Source organism: Roseburia sp. AF25-13LB, assembly GCF_003478915.1.
Taxonomy (GTDB): Bacteria; Bacillota; Clostridia; order Lachnospirales; family Lachnospiraceae; genus Roseburia_C; species Roseburia_C amylophila.
Window position 1 is genome coordinate 166,510 of sequence record NZ_QUFO01000004.1, and the last position, 13,513, is coordinate 180,022.

General features: G+C 42.3%; 11 protein-coding genes. All 11 read right to left on the reverse strand.

Annotated features, from left to right (window positions below):
* Position 1 precedes the first annotated feature (1 nt).
* The 11 genes from DWY37_RS07765 to DWY37_RS07820 all read right to left on the reverse strand — a co-directional run bounded on the left by DWY37_RS07765 (position 2) and on the right by DWY37_RS07820 (position 13,334).
* Positions 2-1,837 carry a SpoIIE family protein phosphatase gene (locus DWY37_RS07765; protein ID WP_242997796.1) on the reverse strand — a complete coding sequence of 612 codons (1,836 nt, stop codon included), beginning with the start codon at positions 1,835-1,837 and terminating at the stop codon, positions 2-4.
* A gap of 170 nt (positions 1,838-2,007) precedes the next feature.
* Complete coding sequence (locus DWY37_RS07770) at positions 2,008-2,310, reverse strand: septum formation initiator family protein (RefSeq protein ID WP_022242339.1); 303 nt, start codon at positions 2,308-2,310, stop codon at positions 2,008-2,010.
* A 14-nt stretch (positions 2,311-2,324) separates the two neighbouring features.
* The gene (yabQ, locus tag DWY37_RS07775; RefSeq protein ID WP_117697715.1) at positions 2,325-2,801 is read right to left on the reverse strand and encodes a spore cortex biosynthesis protein YabQ; all 477 of its coding nucleotides are present in this window, start codon (positions 2,799-2,801) and stop codon (positions 2,325-2,327) included.
* On the reverse strand, positions 2,798-3,085 hold the full coding sequence (gene yabP / locus DWY37_RS07780; RefSeq protein WP_022242341.1) for a sporulation protein YabP: 288 nt from the start codon (positions 3,083-3,085) through the stop codon (positions 2,798-2,800). Before yabP ends, yabQ begins: the two co-directional genes overlap by 4 nt.
* 82 nt (positions 3,086-3,167) lie before the next feature.
* Positions 3,168-3,407: an RNA-binding S4 domain-containing protein gene (locus tag DWY37_RS07785; RefSeq protein WP_022242342.1), complete on the reverse strand. Its 240-nt coding sequence runs from the start codon at positions 3,405-3,407 to the stop codon at positions 3,168-3,170.
* A 612-nt stretch (positions 3,408-4,019) separates the two neighbouring features.
* Complete coding sequence (locus tag DWY37_RS07790) at positions 4,020-4,295, reverse strand: HU family DNA-binding protein (RefSeq protein WP_022242343.1); 276 nt, start codon at positions 4,293-4,295, stop codon at positions 4,020-4,022.
* 134 nt (positions 4,296-4,429) lie between these two features.
* Positions 4,430-6,166, reverse strand: coding sequence for a phospho-sugar mutase (locus DWY37_RS07795; protein WP_117697716.1), 1,737 nt, complete (start codon positions 6,164-6,166; stop codon positions 4,430-4,432).
* A 94-nt stretch (positions 6,167-6,260) separates the two neighbouring features.
* Positions 6,261-7,523: a hypothetical protein gene (locus DWY37_RS07800; protein WP_147403586.1), complete on the reverse strand. Its 1,263-nt coding sequence runs from the start codon at positions 7,521-7,523 to the stop codon at positions 6,261-6,263.
* Positions 7,524-7,589: 66 nt separating this feature from the next.
* The gene (locus DWY37_RS07810) at positions 7,590-8,597 is read right to left on the reverse strand and encodes a phosphotransferase (protein ID WP_158575676.1); all 1,008 of its coding nucleotides are present in this window, start codon (positions 8,595-8,597) and stop codon (positions 7,590-7,592) included.
* A gap of 50 nt (positions 8,598-8,647) precedes the next feature.
* On the reverse strand, positions 8,648-9,982 hold the full coding sequence (locus DWY37_RS07815; RefSeq protein ID WP_118544480.1) for a CCA tRNA nucleotidyltransferase: 1,335 nt from the start codon (positions 9,980-9,982) through the stop codon (positions 8,648-8,650).
* Between the two features lie 22 nt (positions 9,983-10,004).
* Positions 10,005-13,334, reverse strand: coding sequence for a tetratricopeptide repeat-containing diguanylate cyclase (locus tag DWY37_RS07820; protein WP_118544474.1), 3,330 nt, complete (start codon positions 13,332-13,334; stop codon positions 10,005-10,007).
* Positions 13,335-13,513 lie beyond the last annotated feature (179 nt).

A 13,513-nucleotide genomic window follows, 5' to 3' on the forward strand; every position in this document is an offset into this window, starting at 1 on the left:
ATTATTTCTCCCAAATTGCGGTAGCAAGCACCGTCATATCGTCTGCTGCCTTTCCTCCGGTAAAAAGTAACACCCGCTCCAAAATGCGTTTTGCAAGAATTGTTGCATTATTGGTCTCAATGCTTTCTATAATTTCCTGCATGGTTTCTTCCGGATTCGGCACATGTAAATATTCTAGCACACCATCTGATACCATGACAAGGAAATCTCCGTTATATAAGTCCTTTTCGCTTTTTTCCATATCCAGTTTATAAGATACGCCCACCGGAAGACTGGTGGAAATAAGACATTCCACTATGCCATTTCGCCGGATAAAGGTTGCCGCCGCTCCGATTTTATAAAAGTGGCAGGTTCCGTCATATAAATCCAGTTCACTGATATCCACCGTGGAAAATAAATCCTCCTGCCCTTTCATCACCATGGCAGAATTCATCATGCGGACTGCCGTTTCCACATCAAATCCCGCCTCCAGGAATTTTTCCACCAGTTCAATAACCATTTCACTTTCCTTGCAGGCAAGACTTCCAGAACCCATGCCATCCGATAAGCACATGACCATTTTTCCACTTTCCGGCTCCAAAAAGGAAAAGTTATCCCCGGAAACTGCTGCTCCATCCTTTACCATCCGGGCTACGCCATAAATTGCCTGAAACCGCGGCTCTTCTTCATAGGTATAGAGGTTGACGCCTTTTCCAATCAGCGTCTTGGTATCCTTCTCCGGAATCATGCGCCGGTTCAGTGCTCCGGCTACTGCCTTTGTCAGTTCTCTCGTAGTGACACAGCCATCTTTTACCATGACTTTCATCACAAGCTGCCAGCGGCCGTTTTCCTTTTCCCAGAGCTGTTCATCAATCACTTTTATGCCCCGCTCTCTTGCCCGGTAAGCTATGTCCTGCAGATTTGACCGGCACTCTTCTGTAATATTTTTCTGCTTCTTTGCACAATCCTCCATGATATATGCCATGGCATCCAGCTGCTCGGCTATGACCTCACGGTTTTCTACCAGCCGGTTGTACCACGCCATATTTAAAGAAGCTTTTTCAAATATCCGAAGAGCCTCCGCCGTCATTTCCTGCATATAGGGGCAATATTCTTCCATTTTCTTTTCAATATCGCGGTTTGTCTTTCCCGCCTCCCGGATAGATTGCAGCAGTGACGACAAATAGCCGTACATGGGGCTGTCATCCTTTTCCCAGCAAAGAGCGCACTGGTCGCAGGAAACACACATTTTCCCGGTTATCTCATTTTGCATCCTGCCCATTTCCTCTGCCGAGAAACTGGTATGTTCCACATTCATCCGCCCGAATATATCTGAAAGGCTTTGAAAGGACTTTGCATAGGTCAGTAGTTTTTCTTCTTCATTACTCTTTATCTCCGGTATTGGCTGATTCACAAATGTGAATTCCAGAAAGCTATGTATGATACGGCTTAACACCATGGTGGCTGCAAATATAAAGACTCCTTCTAAGACCGCCATTTCCGTCCGCATTCCGTCTCTTACGTTTAACATTTCTCCAAATACGGATAATAAGGTTGCCGAACAGCCTGCGCCAAAGGCAGCTATCCAGGTATAGCAGCCTTTATTTACCCATTCTGCCAGCTTGATGATTACTATGGTTACCAGCAGTGTCATTACATATTTTGTCATCAGTGTCAGCGGCAGCATAAATGCCATTCCAAGAAACATTCCAATTCCCAGCAGCAGCCGTCCGCCCCGTTCCAGATAAGCTGCCGCAAAATATGCCGGGATAAAAGGGTAGCAGCCTGCAAATCCTAATTTACACACTGCTACCCCTATAAAGCATATTACCGCCTGTTTCGTTCTCAATTTCTTCATTTCCATTGTTCCTCCTTCTCCTGTCATTTGTGACAGCAGAAGCTATTATAGAAATGTTTGTCCGAAATCTTTGTCAAACCGTTGTCTCATTTCAAAAAAGTTTTCGGCAAAAAGCGGAATGGTTTGTCTATTTTAAGTTTTTCTATGGTCTTTATGTTTTCGAAGCTGTTCTACTTCTTGTCTTCCTTGAAGATAATCTCATTTTCATGGGTCAGTCCCAGCTTGCTCTTTGCCTGGTCTTCAATATATTCCTGACTCTTGGTATATTCTTCGTAATTATCCAGCTGATTCTGACGTTCTGTTTCATCTTCTAAAGATTCCGTCAGTGCCTTCTCTCTGGCAGTATACTCCTGCTCCTTCTGGTAGAGCTTAACAATCTGAACTGACATAATCACTAAGAACATTATCGCAATCAAAGAGATACAGATTCTTCCGTTTCGTTTCTGTTTTCTTTTTCTTCGACTATTTGTCATACTCATTTCCTCATCTATAGTTTACATAACACCATTCTAATAGTTTTACGGATTTTTTTCAACGTTTTTTGTAATTTTCGTAATAATCTTCTGATTTTCCCTTTCAGGAAACGTAAGGGTACTGCCACCATGCGAAATACTGCCCGCAATGGTTTCCCCACTACTTGAAACAGTTTCTTAAATACTTTTACGATTCCCTTCACCAGCCATGGACTGATGGCATAATTGCATAACAGCATCCCAACGCTCATGCCCAGCATGCAAAAGCCCCGGATTGCTCCATCATTTTCCCGGCAGAGCATAATAAATATAAATATGGCACTGCCGATGCAGTACAGCATATCCTCCACTGCAACCATCCCGGTTCTATGGGGTATCAGCCTGCGCAGAATCCGAAGCAGGTCAAAGGCTAAGATTAACAGAAATCCCACCAGCATGAACCGGAGGAACCTTAAGGCTTCACCGGAAATTTCCGGGCTGATTTCTATCATTTAAACAACCTGCCTAAGAAGGATTCTCCGCCACCTTTGTGATAGGTTTCCACATCCGAATAGGTTAAGCCATCAATTTTCCCTGTGACATCCACTTCCCCCTGTTCTAAGGACAGGCGGTTTACATGAAGGTCATTTCCCTTTATCAGAAGCATTCCCTGTTCTGTTTCCAGTAAAATTTCATTTACATCAAAAGAAAGCACATCCAGCACTCCGCTGAAGTTTGCACTTTTCCGGTTTGCCAGCAATACTTTATGTGCTTTTGCTGTTTTCAATTCTTCCATTCAGTCTCATACTCCTTTACCCGAAAGTTAGTCCTTTCCAAAATATATGAGACTGTTTCTCTTTTTATGCGTTTTTACTCTTTTACAGATAGCGGAATAATTCTCCTGCCTCTTCTTTCTTGGTGGTATCTGCGATTGCAACCACTTCTACTTTCACCGTCTTCTGGCCAAACATGATTTCGATGATGTCACCTGCTTTTACATTGACGGATGCTTTCGCCGGTTTGCCATTTACGGTGACACGTCCGGCATCACAGGCTTCGTTGGCAACGGTTCTGCGTTTAATCAGGCGGGTTACCTTTAAATATTTGTCTAATCTCATTTGCTTACCTTCTTTCTTTTTGAAATTCGAAGGAGCATTGTCCATCCTTCTATGTTCCATGAAGTAAAGAAACGGAAACTGGCTTTTGTATCTAATCAAAATGCGTTGTAATTTCTGTCCTGATTTTTCCTTGATGTAAGGCTGTCTTTCCGCTTGCTTTGACGGAATGCGGCGGTTGTCCGTCTGCTGCGGATACGACCACTCGCCAGCAAGGGTGGCTAAGCATTCTGCTTAAAGAAAATGGTTATTCTGGCAACCGGCGCAAAGTCGCATCCATGCTCCAATTGCACCTCGCTGACACCTCCCTGTGTCAGCGTTGCCGGTTGCTATGCAGAATGCAAGCCACCCTAACCGTCTCGTTCATGTATCCGCATACAGACGAACACCCACCGCATTTTGTCAAACATTGGAAAGACAGGCTCAATTAACAAAAGGAAAAATCAGGGCTGCAATTACAGCATTCTGGTTTCACAAAAACAGTTTCCGTTTCTGTGTCTTCATGCATATAGAATGATAGAAAATTCTTTTCTCCTTCGAATTTCATTAAAAAAAGGTGTAGCAAAAGCAGTTTTCTACTTTCGTTACACCTCTAATCAGAATCATTTTATCAACTTATTTATTGATTAAATCTTTTAAAGCTTTTCCTGCTTTGAACTTAGGTGCTTTAGAAGCTGGAATAACCATCTCTTTACCGCTCTGTGGGTTTCTTCCTGTTCTTTCAGCTCTTTCAGATACTTCGAAAGTACCGAATCCAACTAACTGGATTTTCTCACCTTTTTTTAATTCTTCAGCTACGATATCAGTGAAAGCTTTTAAAGCTGCCTCTGCATCTTTTTTAGATAAAGCTGTTTTTTCAGCCATAGCTGATACTAATTCTGCTTTGTTCATGTTAAAATTCCTCCTCTGGATTTTATAATTCTTCTTGAGGTCTACACTCTCCAAGATTACCTACGAATATATTTATACTTGTTTTTCCTTTATTTGTCAAGGAAAATACGGTAAATTAAGGCATACAATTTGGTCTATAACATTTTGTTGATTTTGTCCAAAACTGCTTTTCCAAGGACTTCATATTTCTGCTCTGCTTCTTCCATGGATGAACCCTTCACACCAATGTAGAATTTTACTTTCGGCTCGGTACCGGATGGTCTTACACAGAACCACGCAGCATCGTTTAATTCATAGTAAAGTACATTAGAGCTTGGAAGTCCTGTTGCTGTTACTGCTCCGGTTGCAAGGTCTGTAATGGTATCCTTCTTGTAATCACGTACTTTTTCAACTTTATAGCCACCGATTTCAGTTAAAGTTTCGCTGCGCAGTGTATCCATGATTTCCTGAATCTTAGCCAGACCCTCGATTCCCTTTAATGTAATAGACTCAACATGGTCTTTATAGTATCCATATTTTTCATACATGGCAAGCATTGCATCCCAAAGAGTCATATTCTTGGTCTTGTAATATGCAGCAGCCTCACATAACGCCATAGATGCTACCACTGCATCCTTATCTCTTGCATAGGTTCCGGTCAGGCAGCCGTAGCTTTCTTCCATACCAAAGAGGTAGGTTCCTTTTCCGGTCTTTTCGAACTCTAAGATTTTGCCACCGATAAACTTGAATCCGGTTAATACTTCGATTAACTGAATGCCATAGTATTCTGCAATGGCATCTGCCATATTGGTAGACACGATGGATTTGATAAACGCACCATCTGCCGGCAGGGAGCCGTTGATTGCTTTCTTCTGTCCGATGATATAATCACCAATCAGGCAGCCGGACATATTTCCGGTTAAGGAATGATATTCTCCCGTCTTAGAATCCTTTACATATACACCGAGACGGTCTGCATCCGGGTCAGTTGCAAGGATTAAGTCTGCATCTACTTTCCTGCCCAGTGCAAGTCCCAATGCAAATGCTTCCTCTGCCTCCGGGTTCGGATAACTTACGGTTGGGAAATCTCCATCCGGAAGCTCCTGTTCCGGAACAACATATACATTTTCAAAGCCAAGCTCTTTTAACACACGGCGGACCGGGATATTTCCTGTTCCATGTAATGGTGTGTATACAATCTTAAGGTCTTTGCCTACTGCATCAATGGCATCCTGATGTACCACAAGCTTCTTAAGTTCTGCAATATAAGCATCATCGATTGCCGCGCCGATAGTCTCATAAAGACCTGCTGCCCTGGCATCCTCTAAGGACATGGTCTTAACGGTGCTGTAATCAGTTACTTTCTTTACTTCATCCATAATTCCGGTATCATGAGGTGGTGTAATCTGTGCACCGTCCTCCCAGTATACCTTGTATCCATTGTATTCTGGCGGGTTGTGGCTTGCTGTAATATTAATTCCGGCAGTGCATCCTAATTTACGGACTGCATAAGATAATTCCGGTGTTGGTCTTAATGACTCAAATACATATGCTTTGATTCCGTTTGCTGCAAGGCAAAGTGCGGATTCATCTGCAAATTCCGGTGACATATGTCTGGAATCGAAGGCAATTGCCACACCCTTATCCTGTGCATTTACTTTTAAAATATAATTTGCAAGACCCTGTGTTGCTTTGCGGACAGTATAGATGTTCATACGGTTGGTACCGGCACCGATTACCCCACGTAATCCTGCTGTACCAAACTCAAGATCTTTATAGAAACGATCCTCAATTTCCTTGTCATTGTCTTTGATTGCCTGAAGTTCAGCCTTGGTTGCCTCATCAAAATACGCTCCCTCAAGCCATGCTTCGTAAGTTTCCTTGTAACCCATTCCTGATTTCCTCCTACTTTTCATTTATGTTGTTTACCAAAAGAGCCTGCCAGTGGCAGCCTCCTTCGGATGTCTCGCCCTTTCATTTCTCTCACTAATTCGTAAGACTGTTAACTACCTGATTTAATGTACTTGTCGAAGAATTATTGTTACTGGTTAATGTATCAATAATTTCACTCAATGCCTTCCTATATGCATCAGAGTCACTGGATGAACTTCCACTGGAGCTGTTCGTTCCACTGGAATTCGATGTACTGTCGGAATGCTTATGCTCCACGGTTGTGTTCTCTTCATTTCCGGCAGTTTCCGTCGATTCTGTCTCTGTACTGCCCGTATCATCACCTGACAACGCAATCTCTATCTGCGCTTCCGGTGAATTTACATATAGCCGCTTCGACCAGGTGTCATATCCATCTGCAGTAATCTGTATGGAATGGATGCCATACTGCAGCTGTAATGGCTGTGTATAATCAACCTGACTACCATCAATATACATCAAAGCGCCTGCAACATCAACCGCAAAGGTTAAAGTACAATATTTCGGATCCTCACCCTTTATGGAATCTACATCCACGGAAATCTGCTCATTTCTTGTTACAGCTACCTCTGTGGAACCGCCGTAGCCATTGCCGGCAACGGTTAATTCATAGGTTCCTTCCGGCACCTCTAACTGCATATTCTCCGTGATCTTATAATAATTCTTATGATTCAGGCTTAACCAGCCGCCCTCTAATGCCTGTGTATTTACAAGCTGGATGACTCCATGTCCTGTTGTAACGGACACTGACAGCACTTTCCGGTCAATTCCCTGTATTCTTAAGGTGTCCTGTCCGGTAACTACGGACAATTCTATGGCTGCATCTCCGGAAAACACTTGTAATTCTTCATCATAAGAATACTTTGTGTCTCCTATGGTAAATATCTTGTCTTCTTCATTATAGGAAAATTTTCCGATATCGTCCATCTCCCATGCATCTGCCGACTGCTCCACCTTTTCTAATATCAGGTCTTTGTCCCGGAGTGTTAAAGTAACCACTTTTCCCGGTACCATGGATGCTGTCGAAATCAGACTGCCATGTCTGTCTTTAAAAATTGTCCCGTCTGTATAAGAATACTGTTCATAACGTCCCGTGTCAATATTCAGAAATGTCATTGTTGAAAGTGCTGTATCAACACTACTTACCGTATACAGGCTGCTTTCCTCTGCCTGTATCTCTTCCTCCGTTGCTGCCTCAACGCCCGATGCATAGCCTTTCATGCTGACAGGCCCATCGTCTTTCCTTCCACAGCCGCTCAAGGCCACAAATACTGTGAAAATAACCAAGGCCAACAGCCAGTGCTTCCCTGATTGCTTCATTTCGCACCTCTTTTTCTCCTGTATGCTCTTTTCCTCCGGCAATTGCCTGTACATGATTATACATGATTATTCCACAAAATAAAATAACATTCTTAAAAACTGCTGGCGGATTTCTTCCTGTTCGATAACCCGGTTCAACTTCTCAATGTCTCTGCCGGACACCCACGCCTTATTGGCATTAAAGTAGTGATTTGCCACTTTCCAGAACTTCTGTGGGTATGCCATCCTTACATAAAGCTGCTCCCATTCCTCTGGTAATAATTTTCGTCTTTTTTCGTAAGCTGCCAGCATATCCGTTGCCAGCCCGATATTAAAATTATGTTTTTCCATCAGTTTCCGTAAGAAATGCGCCAGATCCCCTACCAGCACATCATAATGTGCCTGTTCAAAATTTGTAATTATAATTTTACCATGGGTAAATAATACATTATGCTGGTTAAAGTCTCCATGGCAGATTCCATACAATGCTGCTTCCCGGCCCTGCTGTCTGCTCTGCCCCTGCGTTTCACCCGGATTTGGTTTCATCAGCCGATGTTCCACGTCCAGTGCCTGTTTTAAGAAAATCTCATAATTGCGCATAAATATCATTTCAAACTCATTCTTTTTATGCTTTCCATGAATATAATTGCGCACCTTTTTAAGCTCCCGGTTGTGCCGGAATACCTCCATGGCATAATCCTGTCCGCCAATTTTTAAATTTTCATCCTCCACCTTCTGCAGGACAAGATGCAGCTTTGCCAGTTCTTCTACCGCAGCAAGTACATCATCACGGCTCCTGGTCTCACACTCCCTGCCCTCCATATATTTTCTGGCATAGTACCATGTTTCATCCACCTCCTGGGCTAAAATTTCGCCTTCCCTGGTATGTATGATTTCATCTGCTTCTATTCCATTTTCTTTCAGACGGAGCAAAACATGTTCTATAGCTTCCGCTCTGCCTTTTGACCCGCGAAAAGATCCTATTATTATTTTTCCGCCCTCTGATGTCGTGCAGATATAGGTTCCCCTTCCTTTCTGGATGGCGGTTACCTCAAACGGATACTGTTCTAACAACTGGCTCGATAAATTATACACAAAAACCCCTCCATACGACGAATTCGCACAAATCTTTATGCGTCTTTCTATCATATGAAGAGGTTCTTTAAAGTATAACCTGTCAGATATTCTTTTGTATTCTTTTCCGGTTCTTCGATTACCACATCCAAAAGCTTTGCTAAAATGTTTCCTATCTGTGGACCGGGCTTCACGCCAAGTTCTATTAAGTCCCGTCCATTAAGTGCAAGGTCTTTTAGTGTCAGACAGTCTGCATCTTTGATTATTTTATCATAAATCTTATGATATCCGTCCAATGCTTCCAGCTTTTCTTTCCTCTGATAATCACTCTGGGCTAAAATATCTGCTTTCTTCAATTCAAATATAACCGGATAGCACTCTAATCCCGCCTTCTGTATTGCCTTTCGTACGGACTCCGGTGTCAGTGCCGGGTTAATATCGTGAATTGCCACCAGCCGGCAGACCATATCAATGGTTGCATTGTCGAATTTTAATCTGCGTAAAATTGTCTTCGTCTTCTTTGCCCCCACCTGCGGATGCCCGTAGAAATGGTCAATTCCATCTTCATCTGTACTGCGGCAGTCGGGCTTTGCCACATCATGAAATAATGCTGCAAGCCGCAGCACCTTGTCTGCTTCCACACCTTTTAACACTTCAATGGTATGCTCTCCTACTGTATAACAGTGATGGGGATTATTCTGTGGTGTACGCATCATCACCGAAAATTCCGGCAGTACCACATCCGCAATTCCTGTGGCATATACGGTACGCATCTCCTCCGGATGGACTGAGGTAAGAAGCTTAACCAGTTCTACCTGAATACGCTCTGCACTGACCTTTTTTAACATCGGTGCAAGCTCCTGAATCGCTTCTGCTGTCTCTTCTTCTATATCAAAGCCCAGCTGTGCCGCAAAACGCACTGCCCGAAGCATCCTTAAAGCATCTTCCCCAAACCTCTCCTTTGGTTCTCCTACACAGCGGATGATGCCACGTTTTAAATCTCCTGCTCCGTCAAAGGCATCCACCAGTCCCCGCTGTTCATTATATGCCATGGCATTAATGGTAAAATCCCGGCGTTTTAAATCCTCTAAAAGATTATCTGTATAGGTTACTTCCTTCGGATGTCTGGCATCCTCATATTCGCCATCAATCCGGTAAGTTGTCACCTCATACCCCTCTTTATCCAGCATTACAGTTACCGTTCCATGCTCAATTCCGGTATCGATGGTGCGCCCAAAAATTTCTTTTACTTCTTCCGGATAGGCAGAAGTGGTAATATCCCAGTCCTGAGGCACACGCTGAAGGAGGGTGTCTCTGACACACCCTCCTACTGCATATCCTTCAAAGCCTGCTTCCTGCAGCTTATCAATTATAAACTTTACATGCTCTGGAAGCTTCATTACCATACGTTTTCCCGTTTCCTTTGCTTTACTTCTGTTCCTGCTCTTCAAAGAACTTATACGTTCCTTTGGATTCTGCTTTTACTGCATACAGAAGATCATCCGCCTCTTTAATCATTTCGTCAATGTCTTCTGCCTTCTTTACCTGATTGGAAGAAATAATACCAATAGAGCAGGAAAGTAATTTCTTATCATCAATCTCAACCGGCTGTCCGATTTCTTTTGCAATCAGTTCCCTGAACCCATCCTGTTTCTTAATCTCTTTATAGATAGCCTTTGCGGTATCCTCTAAAACCTTGTGCTCTCCGGTGTAGAGGAAAATAATAAATTCATCACCACCGAAACGTGTCACAAAGCCCTTGTCCCTGCAGACCCTGCTGAAGATATTTGCCATGGACTTAAGCAGCAAATCTCCTACATCATGTCCAAAGGTATCATTATATCCTTTGAAATTATCCAGATCGATAAACATAATACCAAAATCATGCTTCATGCGGCCCTTTTTAATCTTCCGGATAATTTCCTCGATGTTCTGATAGAATCCCTTCCTGTTGAAAATTCCTGTCAGCTGGTCGGTTACTGCAGATTTATACAATGCAGTATTCATTTCGTAGAGCTTCTCATATGCATAGAGACGATTCAGTGCATACTGCACTTCCCGGAACAAAAGCTCATAAATCCGCATATCACTCTCATCTAACATATAGCGGCTGACGGAAGAATGCCAGTTATCCTTCATCAGAATATATGCTATCATAATGCTTGTTACTTTTCCATTGTCAAAGAATGGAATAGCAACAAGGGAGCATACATTATCTTCACCAAACAGTTTGACCACATTCAGATGTTCCGAATAGTTACTGCTGATTTTCGATACAACAAACCCTCTCTGTGTCTTTTCGAACACTTCCTTTAAATACTTCTGCTCCTTCATAGAAAAACTGGCTTCTGTATTATCATAAAGTACCTTTGGTTTTCTTCCATGATACTGTATATATAATGCCCGGTCCAAATTAAAGTGATACAGGAATGTCCGCATCACATTCTCTACCATTACTTCTGCCGAAACATCCGTCACATCAATGGTCTTCTGCCATGTCGACAGAAAATCCATCTGACGGCGTTCCTGCTTGTAAGCACGGTTTATGCTTTCCTGCTTCAGCTGCATTTCCATCTCCTGAGAAGATATCACATGAAGAGGTTCTTCTGATAAATACTGTTCTAATGGCTCTAATACCTTAATTTCTTCATCCGTGAGAGAATGGGTATTATCCTCAAGATATTGTTTTAAGATTGCCTCTTCATTGCTCTTAAGTTCCATTCTTCCTGTCTGCCCATAAAAGCGAATCCTGTCCTTACGGAACAGCTGATAACAGAAGAACTGGTTTCCCTCAGTCCGCACCAGATGTGTCTCTGCACAATTAAAATCTTCAAATGCTGACGAATCATTACCGGAATCCATTCCAAGTAATGCCCGTGTGAAATGATAAAGGAACATATCGTCATCACAACGTGCATAATCGTGGATGATTCCCACATCATTCTGAAGCTTTTCTTTTTCAATTATGTAATTCAAGAACTGTTTGCAGTTATTGAGGTACTGTTCACAGTTGAAGCGGTTGCCAAGTTTCTGGCTGCACAGTGCCAGAAGTCCATACAATTTACTTAAATTACAGACCCTCAGACTATTTAAATGCAGACGTTCAATGGTCTTCATACAGCGCATCAGATATTCATTGGCTTCCTTGAATTCTTCTGCTGCAATACAGTTAATTGCCATATTGTAATATACTTCCGCAATATCCTCCGGCAATTCCAGATTATATAAAATTTCTACTGCTTTCTGAAAATAACGCTTTGCAAGGTCATTCTGTCTTAATGCCGTTAAGGTATAACCGATTCCCGAGAAAATACGTCCACTTTCCAAGGAGCGTTTATTATCCAGTGCTTCAAAAGTTCTTACCGAATACAGCAACGCAATCGGATACATACCGTTGGTAGACGCCAGCATAATGTTCTTCTGATATGCATTGTAAATAAGCTGTGTATTGCCAATTTCTGTTGCCAGTCTGATTCCCTTACTGAAATAAATAAGCTGGGATTCGGAATAATATGCCTTTGCCACAATCTCCGGCTTATTGTCATAGGCATATACATAAATGTACGCCAGATGATTCCGGTAGTCATATTTCATTAATTTTTCAATCATGGCATCGCTGACTTCCACATTCTGTGCACAGAAGAAAATATTATTCCAGCCTGCCATTTTCGCTTGTATTTCTACCAGCTCTGCTTCAAACTGACCGCGCTCCATGCCGCCTTCTATTGCAATACTTTTTGCAACACCTGCACATTCAGTGGCTTCCTGCAGTTTTGACTGATACATATAAATTACAGAGCGGAGATAATATGCATAAAAACGCATCCTGCGGTTCTTTTTCTTCTCTGCAAGCTGTAAGATACCCTCACTTATTTCCAGTGCTTTTGGCAAATCCCTCATATATACCGATACATATGCATAGAACTGCCAGAGTTCGTATTTCACTTCATCCGATACTGTAAAATTATCAAATCTGATTCTGCGGTCTACTTTTTCCAGATAAAACAACGCCTGTTCAAAATCCATGAAAAAAACAAGATTCTGCAATGTTCTGATATCATCTTCAATACTTTCTGCTGTAATAACCTCATCTCTTTGTTCCCGGGATTCTCCGGCATTTCCAATGCGGAATATTGCAACATTATTATCCAATTCCTCCGTTACGTTTTCCCAGCCCGGCAGCATATATTCCGGCAGACGCTGCTGCTCATTCATGCCGAGAACGATTCCGATATTCTCTGTATGCTCTGCTTTTAACAGTTCATAGACTATTTCTATGGTTCCCTTTCCGGCAAACTGCATGCGGTTAATCCAAAGCATAAACGGCTGTATCTTAGAAACTTCAACAAGCATTGCCACAATAGCATCATGCATCCGCTCCCGCTCATAGTCAACTTCTGTATACAATAAACTCTCTTTCCGGATACATTTTCCACTCTCCCGGTATGCTGCAATAATCGGACGCTGCAGGGAATAGACATTACACTTGTCCAGGAATTCATCAAATGTCATCTCCTTCTGCTGGTCGAAAAGTTCCAAAATCAAATCCAGAAACGGCTCATATGCTCCCGATAATTTCTCTGCCCGGAATTCGTGGGCTACAAAACGAACCTCTTTATTATTCGTTATCTGCTCTGATATTTCCAACTGCTTTAATGAAAAATCATTGCTGTATTTTGCCAGAACAATGTTGTGTTCTTTCTTTCCAATCTGTGCAAAAACCTGTTCCAGAATACTGTTATAATATTTTTGAATCATCTGTTTCCCCCTTCAGAAATATTCAAAAAGGCTCTGAAAATATATGATAATTCCCTGTTATCATATACCTCCCTTTCTCTTTCTGTAATAACCTGTCTGGTATTTATAATTTATATATTAGTATAGTCCTCAAACCCACGGATTGTCAATGTTTGTTGCGACTTTTTGGGGGCTTTTTG

Coding starts and splice junctions, on each gene's coding strand:
- DWY37_RS07765 (WP_242997796.1), bottom strand. CDS start 1,837: ATGAAGAAATTGAGAACGAAACAGGCGGTAATATGCTTTATAGGGGTA.
- DWY37_RS07770 (WP_022242339.1), bottom strand. CDS start 2,310: ATGACAAATAGTCGAAGAAAAAGAAAACAGAAACGAAACGGAAGAATC.
- yabQ (WP_117697715.1), bottom strand. CDS start 2,801: ATGATAGAAATCAGCCCGGAAATTTCCGGTGAAGCCTTAAGGTTCCTC.
- yabP (WP_022242341.1), bottom strand. CDS start 3,085: ATGGAAGAATTGAAAACAGCAAAAGCACATAAAGTATTGCTGGCAAAC.
- DWY37_RS07785 (WP_022242342.1), bottom strand. CDS start 3,407: ATGAGATTAGACAAATATTTAAAGGTAACCCGCCTGATTAAACGCAGA.
- DWY37_RS07790 (WP_022242343.1), bottom strand. CDS start 4,295: ATGAACAAAGCAGAATTAGTATCAGCTATGGCTGAAAAAACAGCTTTA.
- DWY37_RS07795 (WP_117697716.1), bottom strand. CDS start 6,166: ATGGGTTACAAGGAAACTTACGAAGCATGGCTTGAGGGAGCGTATTTT.
- DWY37_RS07800 (WP_147403586.1), bottom strand. CDS start 7,523: ATGAAGCAATCAGGGAAGCACTGGCTGTTGGCCTTGGTTATTTTCACA.
- DWY37_RS07815 (WP_118544480.1), bottom strand. CDS start 9,982: ATGGTAATGAAGCTTCCAGAGCATGTAAAGTTTATAATTGATAAGCTG.
- DWY37_RS07820 (WP_118544474.1), bottom strand. CDS start 13,334: ATGATTCAAAAATATTATAACAGTATTCTGGAACAGGTTTTTGCACAG.